The organism is Halomonas alkaliantarctica, assembly GCF_029854215.1.
GTDB lineage: Bacteria > Pseudomonadota > Gammaproteobacteria > Pseudomonadales > Halomonadaceae > Vreelandella > Vreelandella alkaliantarctica_A.
The window spans coordinates 2,216,925-2,238,572 of the sequence record NZ_CP122961.1; the positions used below are offsets into that span (position 1 = coordinate 2,216,925).

Here is a 21,648-nt window from a genome sequence, read left to right on the forward strand (position 1 = left end):
ATTCGCCCCACGCTGCGTAATTTCTTCCATTCTACTGCTTTGTGCGTCTTGCAGCGACTTTTTCAATCACTACAGCAAAAAGGCTAACTTGCATGACGCTCACCCGACCACCATAGGCTAATCGCATGAAGCAACACTCCAAGAGTTGCGCCATGGGAGATGAACACCTGCCAACTGATCCAGTCGGTAAACAGCGCATGCCAGCCACCCATCACGACCATTCCCAGAAGTAGCATAACGACTAACCGTTTGCACAGTTGCGGCAGTCGGCGACGCGCCTCCACCGCCAATATGCGCCACTGGACAACAGTCGCAAAAGCCACCAGCACTAAGGCGAAGATAATCAACGTCTGGCGGGTTTCATGCCCGCCCGCCATGTAGCGAGGTAGGGTTGCCAGCATAACGACACATAAGCCCAGTGCAACGCTAATGCGCTCAGGCGAGGTAGGCGCTCGCTGCATCCCTCAAGCCACCTTTAATTGCTGGTCAACGATCCACTCTTCCACCCAGGGGACAGCAGCATCGTCGGCCATAAAGGTCTCCATGGCGTCGACCTCTAGTCGCTCCCCTAAGCGAATCGCGCCATGATCCGCCAGTAGTTCATCAAGCGCACGGCCAGCACCGCAAAATGTATCGCCATAAGAGCTATCACCGAGTGCAATGAGTCCGTAACGCAGCGAGGTGAGCGCAGGACTTTGATCACGCAACTGTCGGACAAAGGGCACAAAGCTGCCAGGAAAATCTCCACTGCCAGTAGTCGATACACAAAACAGCGACAAATCGGCGTCGCCACTGGCAATATCATCAACCGATGGCTGCTCAAGAATCTCCACAGCGTAACCGGCCTGTTCAAATAGGGGCTTCACCTGCTCTGCCACATCAAGGGCACCGCCATACATGGTACCCACCAAAATATTTAGCTTCGGCATCGTCACTCCCCTGTCAAAGTGTCACAGTGCCAACCGTCAAGTCGACAAATACCCGATGAATTTGCTCAAATATTAACATGACTGGTTAGAATGAGACACATCACCCGCAACGGGTGGCGAACACGCAGCACACAGGAGTGGCTATGCAGCAAACCTTCGAGGCCTGGATCACCCCGCTAATGATTGGCGGCCTGATCATATTTATGTGTTTTATTATCTGGGACTTGGCCAAAAAATCGAACGCAGGCAAATTTGGCACCATTATGCTGTTTGTAGTGCTTGGCGCAGGCATGCTGGGTTACGTTATAAAGGTGGTGATTACCTGGCTAATTGAAAGCGGCGGCATATAGGGGCAACGGAAAACCATCATTGCATCCGGTACGCTTATCACAAAGGCCACCAGAAATAAAAAAAGGAGCGCCAGAAGGCGCTCCTTTTGGTGGGGAACTAGTCTTACTTGGCATGAGATCAGCTACTTACCTGGAGTAAAAGCATGTCTCAAACCAAAAGGTTATTCACCGCCTACATAGTGTTCAACCTGCTGCTTAAGCTTCTGCCCTGGACGAAACGTCACGACTCTTCGAGCAGAAATGGGAATTTCTTCACCGGTTTTTGGGTTACGTCCTGGTCGCTCGCGCTTATCACGCAGATCAAAGTTACCAAAACCCGACAGCTTTACCTGTTCGTTCTCACGAAGACAGGCTCGAATCTCTTCAAAAAAAGCTTCGACCATGGCCTTCGCTTCTCGTTTGGACAGGGCTAGCTCTGCATGCAAATGTTCGGCTAGCTCTGCTTTGGTCAACGCACCCATAAGGCTTCTCCTTATCCTTGAAGCAAACACAGCAACAAACGCTCTGTATCAAACGTACAGTAGCAAGCACATTGCCAAGAACGTGATAAGCATCGTGGCGTAGCCCAGGTACTCACATAGCTACTTACTTAGCCGCGCAGCTCAGCATCTAACTTGACACGCACCTGTGTCACAATTGAATCGACCAACTGGTTGATTTCTTCATCGTTTAGCGTGCGCGATGGATGCTGCCAGGTCAAGCCCAAAGCAACACTCTTGTGCTCTTCGACCACGCCTTTACCTGCATAAACGTCAAATAGCTTGATGTCCTGTAGATACTGACCTGCCTGCTGCTTGGCACAATCCAGCAAAGATTGAACAGGGATCGCCTCTTTGAGTATAAACGCCAAATCACGGCGCACCTCAGGAAAGCGTGATAGCGGTTCAAAGGCAGGTATCCGGCCTTGGCTAAGCGCATCCAGACGCACCTCAAACAGCACGGCATCCATCTTTAAACCTAACGTTGCACGAACCTGTGGATGCAGGGTGCCGATCCAGCCTGCTGGCTCCCCACGATGCAGTAGCTGCGCGCTCTGTCCAGGATGAAGGGCCGGGTGCTTTGCAGGCTCAAAGCGCCAGGCGTCAGCGTCACCCCCCAAAGCTAGGACACTCTCTAAATCGCCTTTTAGATCGTAGAAATCTACCCGCCCTTTCGTCTCACTCCAGCCCTCGGCTTCCCGCGCACCACATACCAGGGCGCCGAGCATCGGCACTTGTGACAGTGCATCCAGCTCACCATTGAAGACTAGCCCGGTTTCAAACAACCGCACGCGGGTTTGCTGACGGTTAAGGTTATACTCCATGGCGCGCACCAAGCCGGGAAACAAACTAGCACGCATCACCGACAAGTCAGCTGAAATAGGATTAGCTAGCGTCGGGCTAACGGCATCAGGCAGCATGGTCGCTTGCAGCTCGGGAGGCACAAAGCTGTAGGTAATCGCTTCCTGGAAACCACGGGCAACCATCTGGCGACGTAGTCGTGCCTGGGTGAGCGTTGCCTCGTCTCCCGAACGAAGCGCCAAGCGTGCCGACGGGCGGCGAACCGGCAAATTATTGTAGCCGTGGATACGCGCTACTTCTTCGATCAGATCCTCTTCAATGGCCAGGTCAAAACGCCAACTTGGCGCAGTAACCGCCCAACCGGCATCCTGCACGCTGACTTCAAGCCCTAAGCGCTGCAAAATATCGGTCACATCATCGCTATCGAGCGCCTTGGAAAGCGCCTTTTCTAATCGCTCACTGCGCAAGAAAATCGTGCGCTCTGCAGGCATATGATCAGCACTTTGCGCTTCAACAACAGGCCCTGCCTGGCCACCGCAAATCTCAATTAAAAGCTGGGTAGCACGCTCGACGGCAACGGGCGCCAGCAGAGGATCGACGCCGCGCTCAAAACGGTGCGATGCATCCGTGTGTAGTCCGTAGGAGCGCGCCTGACCCGCAATGGCCAGCGGGGAAAAGAACGCTGATTCAAGGAAAATCGTCTGGGTATTTTCATGAACACCGGAGTTTTCCCCGCCCATCACACCCGCCATAGCTAGCGGACCTGAACTGTCGGCAATGAGCAACGTTTCAGGACGCAGCGCCATCTCGCTACCATCAAGCAGCGTTAGCCGCTCGCCCGGCTTGGCCATGCGGACCACTATGCCCTCATGCAGATTGTCACGGTCGAAGGCGTGCATCGGCTGGCCTAATTCCAGCATGACGTAGTTGGTAATATCTACCACCGGGTCAATAGAGCGCACGCCACTGCGGCGAAGACGTTCTACCATCCACAGTGGTGTTTCAGCCTTAACATTAACGCCCTTAATTACGCGACCAATATAACGCGGGCACTGCTCCGGCGCCTCTATGCTCACCGGAAAGCTATCCTCAATCTCAGCGGCTACCGCTGTGATTACAGGCCCGTTAACCGGCAACCGGTTAAGGACGCCGACTTCTCGCGCCATCCCCTTAATGCTCAGGCAGTCCCCCCGGTTAGGCGTTAGATCGACCTCAATCGTCATGTCATCAAGGTGCATGAACTCCCTGAAATCGACACCCACTGGTGCGGAGGAAGACAGCACCAAAATGCCGGGCGAAGTCTCTTCTTCAAGCCCCAGCTCCGATGCAGAACAGATCATCCCGCGCGACTCAACGCCGCGCAGCTTGGCTTTTTTGATTTTGAAATCACCCGGCAGTACGCCACCTACCTGGGCAAAGGGGATTTTCTGACCAACATCGACATTGGGCGCTCCGCAGACAACCTGAACAGGTTCTCCACTACCATCATCAACGGTGCACACATTAAGCTTATCCGCATCAGGATGCTTCTCTTTGCTCAGCACCTCAGCCACCACGACACCGCTGAATGCGGAAGCTACCGCTTCAACAGCGTCGACTTCCAAGCCCGCCATGGTGATTTGGTCGGCCATTGCCTGCGTTTCAAGCTGCGGCGATACCCACTCACGCAGCCACTGTTCTGAAAATTTCATCGTTGATCCTGTATTCGGCGGCGGTCTTAAGCGAATTGACGTAAAAAACGCAGATCGTTTTCAAAGAACAGGCGTAAATCATTCACGCCGTAGCGTAGCATTGCCAAACGCTCAGCTCCCATCCCGAAGGCAAAACCGGTATAGCGCTCAGCATCAATACCCGAATGACGGAAGACTTCAGGATGCACCATGCCGCAACCCATCACTTCCAGCCAGCCGCTGTGGGAACAAACGCGACAGCCTGCCCCACTACACATCACACACTGAATATCCACTTCGGCGGAAGGCTCAGTGAATGGAAAGTAGGAAGGACGGAAACGCACTGACAGGTCGTCGCGCTCGAAAAATGCCTGCAGAAAGTCTTCGATTGTTCCTTTAAGGTCAGCAAAGCTAACCCCCTCATCGACCAACAAGCCCTCCACTTGGTGGAACATGGGGGTGTGGGTCAAATCTGAGTCGCTGCGATAGACGCGCCCCGGGCAAACGATACGAATGGGTGGCTCGCTGCTTTTCATCGTGCGCACTTGCACCGGAGAGGTGTGAGTACGGAGCAGACGCGTGGCATCGAAATAGAAGGTATCAGCCATACCACGAGCGGGGTGGTGGGCAGGAATATTGAGGGCTTCAAAATTGTGATAGTCATCCTCAATTTCAGGCCCTATAGCCACATCATAACCAATACGGGTGAACAGCCCCTCTATGCGCTCAAGCGTACGCGTCACTGGATGCAGACCACCATCGGCCTGTCCCCGGCCAGGCAAGGTGACATCGATACTTTCTGCGGCCAAACGGGCATTAAGCGCAGCACTTTCAAGCTGCTGACGCTTGGCATCAATCTCATCGGCCAGTGTTTGCTTGGCCTGATTAATACGCTCTCCCGCTGCCGGGCGCTCTTCGGCTGAGAGTTTCCCCAGGCCTTTCAGCAAGGCGGTTACCTCACCTTTCTTACCTAAGTAGCGTACTCGTAACTCGTCTAGTGCGGCGACACTCTGCGCAGCCTGAATGGCGTCGCGAGCCTCAGATACCAGAGTAGGAAGGTGATCCATCCGTTTCACTCCGAATTAAGCGGTGTCCATCCAGGAAAATGGCGTGGCACGTTGAAGGTGACAAAAAAACAGGGGAAGAGCGGCTGCTCTTCCCCTGTATGGGTCACTCTGAAATGACCTCAGGCACGTCACACGGGCGCAAGCCCTGTGCATATTACCTTATTGGGCAGCCTTGGCTTTTTCCACGATGGCAGCAAAAGCAGCCTTCTCGTGTACTGCCAAATCGGCCAATACTTTACGGTCGATTTCGATACCGGCTTTCTTAAGACCGCCTACAAAGCGGCTGTAAGACATACCGTTGACGCGTGCACCGGCGTTAATACGCTGGATCCATAGCGCGCGGAACTGGCGCTTACGGTTGCGACGGTCACGGTAGGCATACTGACCAGCTTTGATAACGGCCTGCTTGGCAACGCGGAAAACGCGCGAACGGGCACCGTAGTAACCTTTGGCAAGCTTCAATACTTTTTTATGGCGACGACGCGCTACTACGCCACGTTTAACTCGAGTCATAACACACTCCTGACTTTAAGGCTGAGGCAACAAATTTGCGCACTCAGAAAAACGAAATCCCGACTTACAGATTCGGCAGCATACGCTGGATAAGCGCTTTGTCGGACGCGTGGATCTGCTTCATTCCACGCAGTTGACGCTTACGCTTGGTCGACTTCTTGGTCAAGATGTGGCTACGGAAAGACTGTTTGTGCTTAAAGCCATTAGCAGTCTTTTTGAAGCGCTTGGCAGCGCCGCTGTTGCTTTTGATTTTCGGCATGAGGAAAACTCCGCTCGATATTTTTTAGAAAACCCAGGGCCGACCACCATGCTAACGATGGCCCGTTTAAATCGCCGTTGGATCACTTCTTCTTTGGGGCAATAATCATGATCATCTGGCGGCCTTCCATTTTCGGGAAAGCCTCTACCGCTCCGATCTCTTCCAGGTCTGCCGCAATCCTTTCCATCAGCTTACGACCGATGTCCTGGTGCGCCATTTCACGACCACGGAAGCGCAGTGTGACTTTGCCCTTGTCACCACCTTCCAAAAAGCGCGTCAGGTTTTTAAGCTTGACCTGATAATCGCCTTCATCGGTGCCAGGACGGAATTTAACTTCCTTAACCTGGATTTGCTTCTGCTTCTTCTTTTGAGCCGCTTTTTGCTTCTTGGTCTCAAAAACGAATTTGCCGTAATCCATAATCTTACAGACGATGGGATCGGCATTCGAAATTTGCACGAGATCTAAGCTTTCAGATTCAGCACGCTCTAGCGCTTCGGTGGTGGGCACGACACCCAACTGCTCACCGTCGCTACCAATAAGACGTACTTCTTCTTCGACAATTCGCTCGTTCATTGGTGGGCGTTTGTCTGCTGGACGCCCGCGCTGGTTGCTTCTCTTGATCGTTCCGTCTCCTTAGGCAATTGACGATGTCGCCAGGGCTGCTCTCTCGGCAGTATGGCGTTCAATAAATTCATCGACCGTCATTGTACCGAGGTTTTCGCCGCTGCGTGTTCGCACGGCCACTGAGTCAGCTTCGACTTCCTTATCTCCCACCACAAGGAGATAGGGAACTTTCTGTAACGTATGCTCACGGATTTTAAAGCCGATCTTCTCGTTCCTCAAGTCCGCTTTAACACGCAAGCCACTTTTTTGCAGGCGTTTCTCTAATTCAAGCGCATATTCACGCTGCGAATCGGTGATAGTCATGACAACCGCCTGCTGAGGCGCAAGCCATAATGGCATAGCGCCAGCATAATGTTCAATCAAGATGCCAATGAAGCGCTCCATGGAACCAACAATAGCACGATGCAGCATTACCGGCGACTTGCGTTGCCCCTCTTCGGTCACATACTGAGCGCCAAGACGCTCTGGCATCATGAAATCAACCTGCATGGTGCCGACCTGCCATTCACGCCCCAGGCAATCTTTCATATGATACTCGATCTTGGGGCCGTAGAACGCACCTTCGCCAGGAAGTTCCTGCCATTCAACGCCGCAGCTTTTTAATGCACTACGCAACGCATCCTCTGCCCGATCCCAAACTTCATTACTTCCAATACGTTTTTCTGGGCGAAGGGCAATTTTAATAGCAATATCTTCAAAACCAAAATCGCTATATACCTTGAGCGCTTGGCGATGAAAATCAGTTACTTCAGGCTCAACTTGAGCTTCTGTACAAAAAACATGGCCATCATCTTGCGTGAATGCCCGTACACGCATAATGCCGTGCAATGCACCTGAAGGCTCGTTACGGTGGCATCCACCAAACTCACCAAAACGTACGGGCAATTCGCGATAACTACGCAAGCCAGAATTAAACACCTGAACGTGCCCAGGGCAGTTCATCGGCTTGAGAGCATACTCACGCTTTTCGGATTCGGTAAAGAACATACCGTCCGCGTAGTTATCCCAGTGCCCTGATTTCTTCCATAGTGAAACGTCCATAATCTGAGGACAGCGTATTTCTTGATAACCACCATCCTTGTAGACGCCTCGCATATATTGCTCGATCTGTTGCCATAGCGCCCAGCCGTTTGGATGCCAGAATATCATCCCGGGCGCCTCTTCCTGCATGTGGAAGAGATCCAGCCGACGCGCCAGCTTACGGTGATCGCGCTTCTCCGCCTCTTCAAGACGTTTGATGTAAGCCTTAAGCTGTTTCTTGTCGCCCCATGCGGTTCCGTAGATACGCGTCAGCATGGTATTGGCAGCGTCTCCGCGCCAATAGGCCCCCGCCAGCTTAGTTAGCTTGAAGGCTTTTAAGTGGCGAGTATTAGGCACGTGCGGCCCGCGGCACATGTCGGTGTACTCTTCGTGATGATAAAGCCGGATCGTCGCATCATCAGGGATATCGCGAACAATTTCCTGTTTGTAGGGCTCATCACGATGCAAAAAGGTCAGCATTGCCTGGTCACGATCAACATACTCGCGCACCACATCGTACTCGCGCTCAATCAGTGATTGCATGCGCGCTTCAATCGCCTCTAGGTCTTCCGGGGTGACAGATTGACCAAACTCAATATCGTAATAAAAACCGTCATCAATGACCGGCCCGATCGCCATCTTGGCCTCGGGGTACATCTGTTTAACCGCATGACCGATAAGGTGAGCGCAGGAGTGACGGATAATTTCCAGCCCTTCAGCGTCACGTGCGGTGATAATCGCCACTTTTGCGTCTTGCTCAATCAGGTCGGCGGCATCCACCAGCACGCCATCGATCTTTCCAGCGACACAGGCCTTAGCCAAACCAGGGCCAATGGATTCTGCGAGCTGCATAATGGTTAGCGGTGCTTCAAACGTTTTTTGACTGCCGTCAGGCAGAGTAACAATAGGCATTCAGGTTCCTTGAGCGCAGTGGTGATCCATACCAAGGATCACATTTCGCTATCAATGGTCTTGGGAGGTGCAATATGTACCACTATAAAATCAGCGGCAAGCCTAGCAGAATTGCCTACCGCTTAAAATAAAAACGGGAGGCATAAGCCTCCCGTTTCTTTACCTTTGGATTGCAGTTAGCCGATTACAGGCAACCTACAAACCTCAGAAGATGAGTGAACTTAGTTCCACTCATCCAGTTCAACGCGACGGTTCTGGAAGCGACCTTCTTCAGTCTCGTTAGAAGCGATCGGCCGCTCTTCACCGTAACCTACTGCACGCATACGGTTGGCTTGCACGCCACGGCTCGCTAGGTAGTTAGCAACAGATTGCGCACGCTCTTGTGACAAGTTTTTGTTGTACTCGTCAGAGCCGCGTGAATCAGTGTGACCTTCGATGCTAACACGTACATCTGGGTTATTAACCAGACGCTCAGCAACACCGTTCAGCACGCTTTGCGCGGTAGAAGTCAGTTGTGCAGAGTCAAATTCGAAGTTAACTTCTTGTAGTACAACGCTATCTGGGCAACCCAGTGCGTTAACTTCTACGCCTGCAGGCGTGTTCGGGCACTGATCACGGTAATCTGGAACACCGTCATTATCAGAATCAAGCGGGCAACCGTTAGCGTTAACTTCTACGCCAGCAGGAGTACCTGGGCACTGATCACGGTAGTCAGGCACGCCGTCACCGTCAGAATCTAGCGGGCAACCTTCGGCATCAACAGCAACACCAGCCGGCACTTCGCCATAGCTTGGGCACTGCGGAGCAACCGGCTCAGGAGTACGATCAGCACAAAGCAGACCGCCGATAGCAGCACCGGTAGCTGCGCCCATTGCTGAACCGTTCGTTTCATCAGAACTGCCACTGGTGGCGTAGCCAATGCTGCCACCGATCAAACCGCCTGCTAAGCCACATACTGCAGGGTGCTGGTACCAGCTACGGTCGCTGCTAGCACTTGCTTGACCGGAAGACTGTGAGGCCGAGCTAGCACAGCCAGATAGACCTACTACCAGTGCGGAACCGATTAGCAAGCCAGTCGTTGATTTTTTCATGCAAGACTCCTTCTTGATCCAATGCTGAAATGGTCATAATTGACCAAATCTGTCCAATGCTTCTTATTTGCGAGAGCATCCGTTTTTCGCCTGTCCTGTATAAACAATCAATGCAAAAAGCTCCCAGTACCAATAGCTACGTACTAATCACTCAAAACATAGTCAATACAGAACGGTGTGCCTATCATTAACGCTTAAGCGCTAGAAGGCAACAATGCCAAGATATCAACTTCTTGCCAATACCGACATCCTTCAGCATAGCAAAATTGCCGCAATGGGCACTAAAAATTAGTTTGCTATGCTTTTGGGCGGCTTAAACCGCTCAAAACCAGTCACTAATGCAACGCCTTACTGCCTTGGGCACGCCATTTCAGCACTGCCCGAGCAGCCTCTAATACAGCATCGCGCATCTCATTTTCTACCATCAACCGCTCTTTGTCTTCCTGCATACGCTCGCGGGGGGATAATTGATGACGGGCGGAATGCGTATTCAGATGCTGAGTACGGCTATAGTGTTCAGCAAAAGCTTTAAATTCAGCTTTTTCCGTCAAGCTAGGATCAACAATCTCCAGTAGCACCTTACAGCGCCAGGCACCCTCGGTAATATCGACCTGCTCCTGAACCAGCGCACTCGCAACATAATCGAGATTTTCTAAGCTGTTTTGTTGAGCGCGAGCATCTTCATCGCGCCTGTAGGCTTCTCGGCGACTTACCTCTTTACGTAAAGACCATGCGTAGAAGCATAGCCCTATAATCACCGCAATCGCCACGGCCAATAACACCAGCGCTACCGTTGAGTTCATGAAGCTCCTCATTAAGCGAATAAATTACTTTACGGAAATTGTACACCCTTATACCACCATTAAGCCAATAGCATCCAGGCTTGAGCTCCATCTAACTAAATGGATGGCCCACTGACCACTTCTGCGCAGGGCTACCAGATCAGCACCGCAGTGTAGTGATCGAGTAGTAGCGCACCGAAAATGCCTAACAGGTAGCGAATCGAGAACCAGAATGCGCCGATAGGAGCACTCGGGTCCTGGCCACGCCAAACTCGCCAATTCCAGACCATAAAGCGTGCATTTAGAAATAGCACAATGAATAGATAGAGTGTGCCACTCATGCCTATCATCACAGGCAATAGTGTGGTTAACACTGTTAACCATGCATACAGCCAAATTTGTAGTCGTGTAAAAGGAATGCCGTGGGTAACAGGCAGCATGGGGATACCTGCCCGCGCGTAGTCATCACGCTTATGAATCGCCAGCGCCCAGAAATGTGGTGGCGTCCAGGCAAAAATAATCAGCATTAAAAGCAAAGGCTCGGGGGTAATTTGCCCGGTAATAGCGACCCACCCCAGCAGCGGCGGCGCAGCGCCAGCCACCCCGCCGATAACGATATTTTGTGGTGTCGCCCGCTTTAAAAAAGCGGTATAAATCAGCGCATAACCAATTAAGGAGGCAAAGGTAAGCGCAGCCGTTAAGTGGTTAACCTGCCAAGCCAAGAGCGTAACGCCCGCGACAGAAAGTAAACACGCCCACCCCAGAGCGATCGACACGGGTAGCCGCTTACTTGCCACAGGACGGCGAGACGTTCGTGTCATAACCGCATCCAAGCGGCGGTCAATAACATGATTAAAAGCTGCCGCACCACAAGAGGCGAAGCCGATACCAGCTAGCCCCAGAATGACGTTTGTCAGCGGGGGTAAGCCTGGGGTAGCTAATGCCATCCCTACGGCAGTACACACCAACATGACGGCCACCACTTTGATTTTGCACAGGCCAAGTAGCTCTCTCCAGCCCCAAACCATTGAAGGCACTGCCGTGGGTAGCGTCATTGTTATATTTCGCATGGCATGCTTCCCTTTTATTGAGCGATAACGTTGTTATAAGGTGAATCAATAGTCTTTGAGTAAACACCAGCCGCCTGATAGCGCCAACGCCACCACGCCCAAACGAATCCAGCGGCCAACGCAATGGCGCCAGCGGTGTGCAGCAGCGCCAGCCATAGCGGCAACCAAAGCACTACATTGGCAACCCCCAACGCAGCCTGCAGTGCATACAAACCGACGACTATCGCGAGCGGGCTTGCAACGCTCTGCCAATGCCTATAACGCCACCAGAGCGCTACTAGAACAACACCAAGCAACAATGCTCCCAGGCGATGCATGACTTGAATCGCGGTACGCGCATCGGCATGCAACTGCCCATGCAGATAATTGGGCCCTACGGTCTGGGTGAGATGAAAGCCTTCGCTGATGTCCATCGCCGGCAGCCACTGGTCATTGCAGGTCGGGAATCCTTGACACGCGATACCGGCATAATTGCTGGATACCCACCCACCTAAAGCCAACTGCAGTACTAGCAAACATGCCGCGACACCCCACCAGCTACTCGCGCAGTGAGATACATTTTTCGGTTTTGGCGTCACCACTAGGCGTAAACGTAGATATAACCAGAAGAACAGCAGCAGAACGCTCAAACCGCCTAACAAATGAAGAGTAACGACTTGAGGCCATAATTTGAGTGTGACGGTGAAGGCGCCAAAGGCGCCCTGGAGCAAAATAACGACTAGTAACATCAAACTCTGGCGCCACGGATAATCGCGACGATGTCGCAACGGCCAGCCCAAGGCTACAACGCTAATGACCACCAATCCCAACAGCGTCGCGATATAGCGATGGACCATTTCTACCCACGCTTTAAAGGAATCCAAAGGAACATCGGGATGGCGAAGTGTGGCGAGATCACTATCGGGAACTAATAATTTGCCGTAGCAACCCGGCCAGTCAGGACAGCCTAAACCCGCATCGACTAAACGCGTCCAGGCGCCTACCAGCATCACTACAGCAGTGAACAGAGTACCTACCAGCGTTAATCGCACCAACCAGCGCAAGCGACATTCAAATGAATCGTGCATGGCGTTTCCTTAACAGCAGAGGCTAGCGCGCGTTATTGAGGGTTCACTTTCAGTAGATGCTGGATATCCTCGAGCACATACTTAGTGGCTACATTGGCCTCAAAGGCCAATGCTGGTCGCCCCATTGGATCAAGTAGCCAAACCGAGTTGGCTTTACGCCACGCTGGCAAGTCTTTCCATTCGCTGGTCATTTCTCCCGGTAGCGGTTCGGGATCCCCGCCAATCCGCAGGCGGGTTAATCTTGGCGCTTCGCGCCCTAAAGCACGGTGTAAACGCCAAAACTCATCTTTACGCTGTTCGCACTGCTGAGCGCAGTCAAAGGCCAATATCCACTCATCTTGGCCGTTGACTGCGGTTGCTGTTAGAGGCCACTCGTCAAGCATTGGCAATTCCAGCTCCACATTTCCGTGAGCGGTGTGGCGATCTGGAATGCCGATGCGTAGCTCGACCATCCCCCAAGCGGCAACCATCGGCGCCGCGAATATCACAAAAATAAGGATTAATTTGAGCCGCTGTCGGCGAATGTATCCGGCGTCCTGCATACTCTTCACCTCTGATTGTTATTATTAACTAAACAGTTTTATTATCGGCGCCATCGCGACGCAGTTTATGTCCGCCGATAAGCATCACCACCAAAGCTGCCAATGCTAGCCCCCACCACTGAAAGGCGTAGCCCATATGACGACTGGGCGGCATGACATTGGCTTCCCACCATGGGAGCAAGACCCCATCGCCTTCGCTGGCGTGCAACCAGCCTGGGTAGCTAAACGCGCCTAGCGAAGCGTGCCAGGGTTCAAGACTAAGCTGCTGCAGCCTTGCCCCTTCTCTATTTTCACCATATAGCGGCCCACCGGCCTGAACCTCCTGCCACTCGCCGGTCAGCTCAACCGTGCCGCTGGGTGTGGCTGTCTGGGGCGTTTCACGGCGCGGCCCGGTAGCTAAAAAGCCACGCTGTACCAGCCAAAGCTGACCGTAACTATCACGCAGCGGGGTTAGTACCGCCACCCCCACTCTTCCGTCTAAAACGCGATTATCCAAATAGAGCGTTTGCTGCGGCAAGTACTGCCCGCGCAACGTTACCTGGGCGCCTTGAGCTGGCTGTTCGGTAGGTTGCACCAAGGCAGGGGCAGCATCGCGAACGGCGATGGCTAAACGCTTGTCATCTGCCCGCTCCCACTGCCATAGTCCTAAACTGATACCTAACGCCACCAGCAAACTCCAGAACAGATACCAACTATAAAAACGCCATTGCCGAGAGGTTTTCATCATGTGGTTACAATTACTCATTGCCGCCGTATTTATTGCGATGGTTATCAGCCTGGCCATGGGCGCCGTTTTTCTGATACGCGATAACGCCTCTTCCCGCCGTCTACTACTCTCTCTCAAATGGAGAATTGGTTTAGCCTGTCTGCTCATGGCTCTTATTATTTTTGGCTATTGGTCGGGCCAGTTAGGCTAATGCGGCTATAAGACATAGACAAAAATAAACAGCCCTACCCACACCACATCAACAAAGTGCCAATACCAGCAAGAGGCTTCAAAGCCAAAATGGTTTTCGTCGGCGAAATGCCCCTTAATAATGCGCACCAGCATGGTAGCTAAAATGAGCGTGCCAATAATGACGTGCACCCCATGAAAACCGGTCAAAATAAAGAACGTCGCACCAAAGATTCCGGCTTCCAGAGTGATCCCGTAATGGGTGTAAGCCTCGTAATACTCAATACCCTGAATCATGATAAAGCAGCAACCCAATAGCACAGTGCCCGTTAGCCAGTTGCGACATGTCTTCCTGTCACCCACTTTCAGGGCTTCGTGGGCAACAGTAAGTGTGATACTGGAGGTAATCAAAATCAGCGTATTGACAAGGGGAAGCTGCCACGGGCTGAAGACTTGTTGGGGGCCGGTAATAGACGAATCCGGCGGATTCAACAACGGCCATGTGGCGACAAAGTCAGGCCACAGTAAAGCGGAAACACCTTTTGCGCCTTCTCCCCCTAACCATGGAATAGCAAATATGCGTACGTAAAACAGCGCGCCAAAAAAGGCGGCAAAGAACATTACTTCCGAAAAAATAAACCAGCCCATGCCCCAGCGAAATGAGCGATCCATTTGAGCATCGTACAGGCCTCCCCGAGACTCGCTGATCACATCACGGAACCAAAGCGTCATCACCGCAAGAACGCCCACCACACCGATTAAGATTAACGGCAAGCCTGTGTCGTAAACGAGCTTAATACCCGTACCGACCATCATGGCACCTAGGGCAACCGAGCCAAGAACAGGCCACCGGCTACTCGCCGGAACATAATAGCTACCACTGCTCATATCGCTTCTCCCGCCGCTTTATTGTTCTTGTAACTGCTCTTGGAACTGCTCTTTGAATCATTCTTGGGGTCGTTATGCGAACTGTTTTCAAGTGTGTTATTCAAAGTGATGTTTTGAATCCCACGTTCTACCGGATACAAGGTATACACCAGCGTAATGGTGTTTATGTCGTCAGGAAGGTCTCTCGCCAATTGGAAAACGAGCGGGATAGTTAGTCGCTCATTGGCGGCCAACTGCTGCTCCTGAAAGCAGAAGCAGCTGATTTTACGTAGATGTGTCGTGGCATTGGAGGGCGACACGCTGGGCACTGCCCGACCCCAGCTTTCACTGTGGCTATTATTGGTAAAGGTAAAATCGACTTCCGCCATTTGCCCTGGGTGCACGCTCATCTGACGCATTTCAACGCTCATCTTCCACGGCAAGCCTGGACTGCCCCGAGTGATAAATTGCACGTTTATATAACGCGATTCATCCACCTCTTCATGCACGATACTTTGTGCAGTGGCATCCACCTTGCCGTTAAGGCCAGTGATTTGACAAAAAACGTCATAAAGCGGCACTAATGCAAAGGCGAACCCAAACATGCCGACCAGTACGGCGACTGTCCTAATGACCGTACGGCGCACCCCCACTTCTGTCTGCTCTTGATCGCCCATAACACCTCTTGGGCCCAGTGGCCCATGTGGTTTATGCCACCTTTAATGCGCCGTACGATGAAACACCGGTGGCGTTTCAAACGTATGTAGTGGCGCGGGGCTTGGCACCGTCCACTCTAAATCCACCGCGCCCTCCCAGGCTTTTGCTGGCGCTTTTTTACCACCGCGGATACACAGTATGACCCCCAACACAAATAGCAGCTGTGAGGCACCGAAGAAGAAAGCACCAATACTCGAAAGCAAGTTAAAGTCGGCAAATTGGAGAGCGTAGTCTGGGATACGCCGCGGCATACCCGCCAAACCAGCGAAGTGCATGGGGAAAAACGTTAGGTTAACGCCAATCATTGAGAACCAGAAGTGCCACTGAGCCAACCGTTCGTTAGGGTAGTGTCCGGTCCATTTTGGCAACCAATAGTACACGCCCGCCATAATGGCGAAGATCGCCCCCGGTACTAACACATAGTGAAAGTGTGCAACGACGAAGTAGGTATCGTGATACTGAAAATCCGCCGGTGCGATTGCCAGCATTAATCCTGAAAAGCCACCAATGGTGAACAAGACAACAAAGGCTAGGGCAAACAGCATCGGCGATTCAAAACTAATCGAGCCACGAAACAGTGTGGTTACCCAGTTAAATACTTTCACCCCAGTAGGCACGGCGATCAGCATAGTGGAATACATAAAGAACAACTCTGCCACCAAGGGTAGCCCCACTATAAACATATGATGGGCCCAGACTAAAAATGACAGCAGTGCAATGGCCGCAGTGGCGTACACCATAGAGGCGTAACCAAACAAAGGCTTACGCGCGAAGGTGGGGATGATCGCTGAGACAATCCCAAAGGCGGGCAGAATCATAATGTACACTTCGGGGTGGCCGAAGAACCAAAATAGGTGCTGAAACAACACCGGATCACCACCGCCTGCAGCATTAAAGAAGCTGGTGCCAAAATTAATATCCATGAGCATCATGGTAATCACACCCGCCAATACCGGCATTACGGCAATCAGCAGAAAAGCAGTGATCAACCAAGTCCAAACGAATAGCGGCATATCCATTAAACGCATGCCCGGCGCGCGCATATTTAAAATGGTCGCAATGATGTTGATGGCACCGAGAATGGAGCTAATACCGGCAATATGCAGGGCGAGAATAAAGAAAGTTGTCGAGGGAGGAGCAAAATTCGTCGACAACGGAGCATAAAACGTCCAACCAAAATTAGGGCCGCCGCCGGGCATCAGTAGCGTTGAAAGTAGCAGTGTGAAAGAAACAGGAAGAAGCCAAAAACTGAAGTTATTCAACCGAGGTAACGCCATATCCGGCGCGCCAATCTGGAGCGGTATCATCCAGTTGGCTAAGCCGGTGAAAGCGGGCATCACGGCTCCGAACACCATGATCAAACCGTGCATGGTGGTCATCTGGTTGAAAAATTCAGGCTCGACCAGTTGCAGGCCGGGCTGGAAAAGTTCCGCCCTGACCACTAGGGCGAATATTCCCCCAATGAAAAACATCGTCAGCGAAAAAATCAGATAAAGGGAGCCGATCTCTTTGTGATTAGTGGTCAGCAGCCAGCGTAAAATACCTTTGGGTGGCGCAGCGTGGCCATGCGATTGACTATCAGCGACGGCCGTAGTGCTGTGTTGCAGTGGGTGCTGAGGAGGTAGTTTGGGCGCCATGTAACTCTCCGAAATATTGTTGTTGTCCGATTGAGTGACAAACCAGCATCACTGAGCAATTAACTCAGCCACTTCAGAAGGCTGTACGACGTCACCCGTATCATTACCCCAGGCATTGCGCGTATAGGTGACTACGGCAGCAATTTCAACGGGATTTAAGGTGCTACGAAACGCTGGCATCGCCGCACCCGAGACACCGTTAACCACCTTATTGAGGTGCCAATCCACATCGCTTATCAACTGTTGATTATTCGCCAGTGCAGGAAACGCAGGCGGCGCTCCTTGACCTTCGCTTTGATGACAAGAGATACAGATCGATTGATAAACTGACTCGCCCCGCTCTACTAGCTCCGCCATCCCCCACTCACGGTCGACACCCATGGCTTCCTGCTCAGCAGCCTCTTTACGCTCAGTCAGCCAGCTTTCAAACTCCTCCTCTTCCATAGCGTGCACCACCACCGGCATAAAGCCGTGATCGATACCACACAGCTCAGCGCACTGCCCGCGGTAAATACCTGGCTCATTGATCTTCACCCAGTTCTCATTGATAAAGCCGGGAATCGCGTCCTTCTTAAACGCTAAATCCGGCACCCACCAAGAGTGAATAACGTCATCCGAGGTCATTAGAAAGCGTATTTTACGGTTTATCGGCAACACCAGTGGCTCATCAACCTCTAATAAGTAGTGCTCTCCCCGCGCTTCTTCTCCACTGATTTGCGCTCTCGGTGTACTCATATTTGAGGTAAACGCGACATCCTCGCCAAGATACTCATAGCGCCAACGCCACTGCTGGCCGGTAACCATTACATCCAACTCAGCGTCTGATGAGTCATACATGTTTTTTAGAGTTGCGGTGGCGGGCACCGCCATACCGATCAGGATCAAAATGGGGATGGCAGTCCATAACACTTCCACACTGGTATGTTCGTGGAAGTGTGCAGCCTTTGCACCTTTGGAGTGGCGATAACGGAACAAGGAATAAAACATGGCCCCAAATACCACCACGCCAATCACGACACATATCCAAAAAATGGTCATGTGCAGGCCATAAATATCACTGCTTACATCTGTTACGCCAACGGGCATGTTCCAACCGTTTGCCTGAGCCTGTGACCCACTTGCAGCAAGGGGTATGGCCATCAGCTGCCACCACCGTGAACGCATAGAGACCTCCAGTTTATTGTTGTTATTATTTATCGTTAGATTAGGACAGGATTAAATGTCATATCAGCAGTATAGGAAATATGTGCCATTCGTCACGTTTCGCTTATTTAACGCTATCAACGCTTTTCAGCGCGCCGCAAACATAGCCAAAAAAATAAGCAGCAAAACAAATATAAGCGTAATCACCACGCCAGTGACAAGATAGGCTGCGGGCTTGCCACTACTAAAATCTTCTTCTCGCTTTTGGTTGCTCTGAACGCCTAGCAAGGCTGCCAACACCGACTTCACCACTGACCACATAGAACCTCCGAGGCTGTCAATTAACGTTCTCGCATCCATATGGGACTGAAGTGTTAATTACTATTATCATAGGCATACATAATCATTACGCCAGGGTAATGAAGCGAAATCCAAGAATTTACAGCCAGGTAAATGGCTACCTATAGTTTCTCAATGTGAGATACTCAGCTTATTCTCAGGATCAGCGCCACCCATTGGAGTGCCTTATGTTCAAGCGCCGCCTCGCATTACCCATCGCTGCGTTATTTGTTATTGTTCCGCTGCTATTAGCAGGTTGTACTACTTATACATGGCCCGACGGCTCGCAGGAAACAGTTATCGGCGTTGTGCCTGAAGAGGAGAATCAACGCTACGAAGAAGAACGGGTAGACGGAGTACGCTACCGCATTCCAGACGAGATCCCGGAAAAGCGCAGCGAATAAACATCGATGCCGCGATCGCTAAAACAGTCACACCCTGCGCTTGGCACTTGCCGTGGCGGGTGCCGTTAGAGGGTCTTCTGGCCAGGGGTGCTTGGGATAGCGACCGCGCATCTCTTTGCGCACTTCAGGGTAGCCATTTTGCCAAAAGCTAACTAAGTCCTGAGTGACTTGCAGCGGCCGACGCGCAGGTGAAAGCAGATGAATCATAACGGCAACGCTACCATTAACAACGGTGGGCGTTAGCCGCCAGCCGAAGGCCTCCTGCAGTTTCAACGCTAACACAGGCGGGCGATGGAAAAGACACGGCAGGTAGTCTAAGCCGACCTGCTTGCCGCTAGGAACCTCAAGCGTTAGCGGGGTTAACAGCTCAAATTCACTTTGTGCCTCCCAGCTCAATGAATTAAGCAGATAGCGCTCTAGCGGCAATTTTTCAATTTGACTCAGCCGTTTAATACCGATCAGGTAAGGGGCTAGCCAGCTCTCTAGAGAAGCTAATAGCGCTGGCTCCGACCAATCGGGCCAAGCCTCCCCCCGGTGTTCACGGACCAGCGCCATTCGCCCTTGCAACTGCTGTAACCTATCGCCAAATAACTTTTCAGGGTGCTGACGTAACGCGCTCAATAACGCCTCTTTTACCGCCTCATCGGGTAAGTGGGCTAAAGGTCTTTTAGCAAGGGTGAGGTTACCATGCGCCTGTACCTCTTCTCCGACTAAACGCCCCTCTTCTTGCGACCACGTTACCCGCGGCTGCCATTGGCGAATACGAGGATATAGCGAAAGAATTGATTCAAGTGACAACGGCTCGCCAGAGATAATGCGCGCCTGGTCTCCCATCGAGCTATTGAGCGAGACGGCGACTAAAAAGGAATGATGCGCCAGGGTATCGTTTAAAGGCAGCGTAGCGGTTTTGCCATTCGCAAGCCGAAAGTTACCGGGATGTATTTGCTGGCCAATACGCTCAGGGTAGGCCAGCGCCAACAGTGGCCCAAGCGGCTCTAGCGCGGCGTCACTAAGCACCGTTCCTGCTATTTTAGCCAACCTTAGCGTTTCGCGCTGCCAACTGGGAAAGCGTTTAGGCTGACGAAGACGCAGTGCCAAAGCATCATGCAGCGAGCGCTCGGTACTGTCTCGCTCCTCCAGCAGTGCAGCCACCCCACAGGCCAGCGGCACAGCATTGAAGTCAGAAGCTCGTTCCAGCATCACGGCCACTCTCGGTTCAACTGGCCATTTGGCACAGCGGCTACCTAGCGGAGTAAGCTTATGCTCGTGATCTAACACTCCTAATTGCTTGAGCAGCGATTGGCCACTGCGCCAGGCTCCCTCCGGTGGCGGGGTTACCCAGCTAAGCGATTTAGGTGACGCGACGCCCCAACACGCCAGTTCGAGCACTAGCGAAGAGAGATCCGCTTGCTGAATTTCCGGCTCACCATAAGGCACCAACGGCTGTTCCTGGGCCCAGAGCCGAAAACAACTGCCCTCCCGCTGACGCCCTGCACGCCCCCGACGCTGATCAGCACTAGCGCGGTTGATCCGCCGGGTCGTTAAACGGGTTAGCCCGGTACGCGGCTGAAAAAGCGGTACTCGCTCCAGACCACCGTCAATCACGACATTCACACCATCCACGGTAATGCTCGATTCCGTGATGGCGGTGGAGACGATAATTCGCTGTTTTGACGTGTTCGCGGCTAACGCTTCCTGCTGTTCAGCAATACTCATTCTGCCGTGCAGTGGCCGAACCGTCAGATGAGGCACCGTCTTTTCCAGCACCTGAACCAAACGATTAATTTCGGCGACACCGGGCAAGATTACCAGTATGCCTTGAGTATCAGGCTGTGATAGCGCTTCCTCGACTACCCGAAGCGCGTGGCTAACGCTCTCCTCACCACTTAGGGCAGGACGATAATCCGTCGTCACTGGATACTGGCGGCCATGACACTCAATGACAGGCACCTGCTCGCCCAACACCCGCTTGAGCGCTTCGACATCCAGGGTTGCCGACATCACCAGTAAGCGCAAATCGTCGCGAATACTGGTTTGCACATCCAGCGTTAACGCCAAGCCCACATCGGCTTCTAAACTACGCTCATGGAACTCGTCAAAGATGATCCCGGCAACGCCTTCTAACAGCGGATCATTTTGCAGCATGCGAGTGAGTACGCCCTGGGTGACTACTTCTAAACGGGTTTGCGCGCTCACACAGCTATCGCCGCGCATGCGGTACCCCACGGTTTGGCCAACGTTTTCACCCAATTGCTGGGCCATAAAGCTAGCCGCCAAACGCGCGGCTACCCGCCGTGGCTCGAGTAAAAGAAGCTTTTGACCTTTGGCCCAAGCTTCTTCAAGTAAACACAGCGGCACGCGCGTGGTTTTCCCCGCCCCCGGCTGGGCAATCAGCATCAGTCGATTATGGGAGGCAAGGGCTGTCTTGATCTGATCTAGATACTGATCAATAGGCAAGTCGCTCATCTG

General features: G+C 52.4%; 24 protein-coding genes. 3 read left to right on the forward strand and 21 right to left on the reverse strand.

Annotated features, from left to right (window positions below; translation table 11 throughout):
- Positions 1-83: 83 nt before the first annotated feature.
- Together QEN58_RS10140 and QEN58_RS10145 are read right to left on the reverse strand one after the other, a co-directional pair.
- The gene (locus tag QEN58_RS10140; protein WP_280103568.1) at positions 84-461 is read right to left on the reverse strand and encodes a hypothetical protein; all 378 of its coding nucleotides are present in this window, start codon (positions 459-461) and stop codon (positions 84-86) included.
- Positions 462-464: 3 nt separating this feature from the next.
- Positions 465-929, reverse strand: coding sequence for a flavodoxin (locus QEN58_RS10145; RefSeq protein WP_280103569.1), 465 nt, complete (start codon positions 927-929; stop codon positions 465-467).
- 143 nt (positions 930-1,072) lie between these two features.
- Between QEN58_RS10145 and QEN58_RS10150 the strand changes: the two genes are divergently transcribed.
- Complete coding sequence (locus tag QEN58_RS10150) at positions 1,073-1,279, forward strand: DUF2788 domain-containing protein (RefSeq protein WP_035579531.1); 207 nt, start codon at positions 1,073-1,075, stop codon at positions 1,277-1,279.
- Between the two features lie 161 nt (positions 1,280-1,440).
- Here the strand turns inward: QEN58_RS10150 and QEN58_RS10155 are convergent, their stop codons facing one another.
- The 13 genes from QEN58_RS10155 to QEN58_RS10215 all read right to left on the reverse strand — a co-directional run bounded on the left by QEN58_RS10155 (position 1,441) and on the right by QEN58_RS10215 (position 13,904).
- Entirely contained in the window at positions 1,441-1,740 is a 300-nt protein-coding gene (locus QEN58_RS10155; RefSeq protein WP_035579533.1) for an integration host factor subunit alpha, read from the reverse strand.
- 128 nt (positions 1,741-1,868) lie between these two features.
- The gene (gene pheT, locus QEN58_RS10160) at positions 1,869-4,250 is read right to left on the reverse strand and encodes a phenylalanine--tRNA ligase subunit beta (protein WP_280103570.1); all 2,382 of its coding nucleotides are present in this window, start codon (positions 4,248-4,250) and stop codon (positions 1,869-1,871) included.
- A 26-nt stretch (positions 4,251-4,276) separates the two neighbouring features.
- Entirely contained in the window at positions 4,277-5,296 is a 1,020-nt protein-coding gene (gene pheS / locus QEN58_RS10165) for a phenylalanine--tRNA ligase subunit alpha (protein WP_280103571.1), read from the reverse strand.
- A 159-nt stretch (positions 5,297-5,455) separates the two neighbouring features.
- Positions 5,456-5,809, reverse strand: a complete 354-nt coding sequence (gene rplT, locus QEN58_RS10170; RefSeq protein WP_007114344.1) for a 50S ribosomal protein L20 — start codon at positions 5,807-5,809, stop codon at positions 5,456-5,458.
- A 64-nt stretch (positions 5,810-5,873) separates the two neighbouring features.
- Positions 5,874-6,068, reverse strand: coding sequence for a 50S ribosomal protein L35 (gene rpmI / locus QEN58_RS10175; RefSeq protein WP_009724291.1), 195 nt, complete (start codon positions 6,066-6,068; stop codon positions 5,874-5,876).
- An 82-nt stretch (positions 6,069-6,150) separates the two neighbouring features.
- The gene (gene infC / locus QEN58_RS10180; RefSeq protein ID WP_007114346.1) at positions 6,151-6,642 is read right to left on the reverse strand and encodes a translation initiation factor IF-3; all 492 of its coding nucleotides are present in this window, start codon (positions 6,640-6,642) and stop codon (positions 6,151-6,153) included.
- Between the two features lie 60 nt (positions 6,643-6,702).
- On the reverse strand, positions 6,703-8,625 hold the full coding sequence (gene thrS / locus QEN58_RS10185; protein ID WP_280103572.1) for a threonine--tRNA ligase: 1,923 nt from the start codon (positions 8,623-8,625) through the stop codon (positions 6,703-6,705).
- A 221-nt stretch (positions 8,626-8,846) separates the two neighbouring features.
- Positions 8,847-9,716 carry an OmpA family protein gene (locus QEN58_RS10190; RefSeq protein ID WP_280103573.1) on the reverse strand — a complete coding sequence of 290 codons (870 nt, stop codon included), beginning with the start codon at positions 9,714-9,716 and terminating at the stop codon, positions 8,847-8,849.
- 335 nt (positions 9,717-10,051) lie between these two features.
- On the reverse strand, positions 10,052-10,519 hold the full coding sequence (locus QEN58_RS10195) for a DUF2489 domain-containing protein (RefSeq protein WP_280103574.1): 468 nt from the start codon (positions 10,517-10,519) through the stop codon (positions 10,052-10,054).
- Between the two features lie 131 nt (positions 10,520-10,650).
- Positions 10,651-11,568, reverse strand: a complete 918-nt coding sequence (cyoE, locus tag QEN58_RS10200; protein ID WP_280103575.1) for a heme o synthase — start codon at positions 11,566-11,568, stop codon at positions 10,651-10,653.
- A 14-nt stretch (positions 11,569-11,582) separates the two neighbouring features.
- A complete protein-coding gene (locus QEN58_RS10205) occupies positions 11,583-12,635 on the reverse strand; it encodes a COX15/CtaA family protein (RefSeq protein ID WP_280103576.1) in 1,053 nt (350 codons plus the stop codon).
- Positions 12,636-12,667: 32 nt separating this feature from the next.
- Complete coding sequence (locus QEN58_RS10210) at positions 12,668-13,177, reverse strand: hypothetical protein (RefSeq protein WP_280103577.1); 510 nt, start codon at positions 13,175-13,177, stop codon at positions 12,668-12,670.
- Between the two features lie 28 nt (positions 13,178-13,205).
- The gene (locus QEN58_RS10215; protein ID WP_280103578.1) at positions 13,206-13,904 is read right to left on the reverse strand and encodes an SURF1 family protein; all 699 of its coding nucleotides are present in this window, start codon (positions 13,902-13,904) and stop codon (positions 13,206-13,208) included.
- Between QEN58_RS10215 and QEN58_RS10220 the strand changes: the two genes are divergently transcribed.
- The gene (locus QEN58_RS10220) at positions 13,903-14,094 is read left to right on the forward strand and encodes a DUF2909 domain-containing protein (protein WP_039859811.1); all 192 of its coding nucleotides are present in this window, start codon (positions 13,903-13,905) and stop codon (positions 14,092-14,094) included. The genes QEN58_RS10215 and QEN58_RS10220 overlap by 2 nt on opposite strands.
- A 5-nt stretch (positions 14,095-14,099) precedes the next feature.
- On the opposite strand, the gene QEN58_RS10225 is transcribed toward QEN58_RS10220, so the two are convergent.
- The 5 genes from QEN58_RS10225 to QEN58_RS10245 form a co-directional block, all read right to left on the reverse strand.
- Entirely contained in the window at positions 14,100-14,960 is an 861-nt protein-coding gene (locus tag QEN58_RS10225; protein ID WP_280103579.1) for a cytochrome c oxidase subunit 3, read from the reverse strand.
- Positions 14,957-15,616: a cytochrome c oxidase assembly protein gene (locus tag QEN58_RS10230; RefSeq protein WP_280103580.1), complete on the reverse strand. Its 660-nt coding sequence runs from the start codon at positions 15,614-15,616 to the stop codon at positions 14,957-14,959. The genes QEN58_RS10225 and QEN58_RS10230 overlap by 4 nt, the downstream gene beginning before the upstream one ends.
- Positions 15,617-15,658: 42 nt before the next feature.
- Entirely contained in the window at positions 15,659-17,293 is a 1,635-nt protein-coding gene (gene ctaD, locus QEN58_RS10235; RefSeq protein WP_280103581.1) for a cytochrome c oxidase subunit I, read from the reverse strand.
- Between the two features lie 48 nt (positions 17,294-17,341).
- Positions 17,342-18,457 (reverse strand): cytochrome c oxidase subunit II, encoded by a 1,116-nt coding sequence (coxB, locus tag QEN58_RS10240; RefSeq protein ID WP_280103582.1) that lies wholly within the window; start codon positions 18,455-18,457, stop codon positions 17,342-17,344.
- 126 nt (positions 18,458-18,583) lie between these two features.
- Positions 18,584-18,757, reverse strand: coding sequence for a DUF2970 domain-containing protein (locus tag QEN58_RS10245; RefSeq protein WP_280103583.1), 174 nt, complete (start codon positions 18,755-18,757; stop codon positions 18,584-18,586).
- A gap of 206 nt (positions 18,758-18,963) precedes the next feature.
- Here QEN58_RS10245 and QEN58_RS10250 point away from each other — a divergent pair, with 206 nt between their 5' ends.
- Complete coding sequence (locus QEN58_RS10250; RefSeq protein ID WP_280103584.1) at positions 18,964-19,179, forward strand: hypothetical protein; 216 nt, start codon at positions 18,964-18,966, stop codon at positions 19,177-19,179.
- Between the two features lie 27 nt (positions 19,180-19,206).
- Here QEN58_RS10250 and hrpB read toward each other — a convergent pair whose 3' ends face one another.
- Positions 19,207-21,645, reverse strand: coding sequence for an ATP-dependent helicase HrpB (gene hrpB / locus QEN58_RS10255; RefSeq protein ID WP_280103585.1), 2,439 nt, complete (start codon positions 21,643-21,645; stop codon positions 19,207-19,209).
- Positions 21,646-21,648 lie beyond the last annotated feature (3 nt).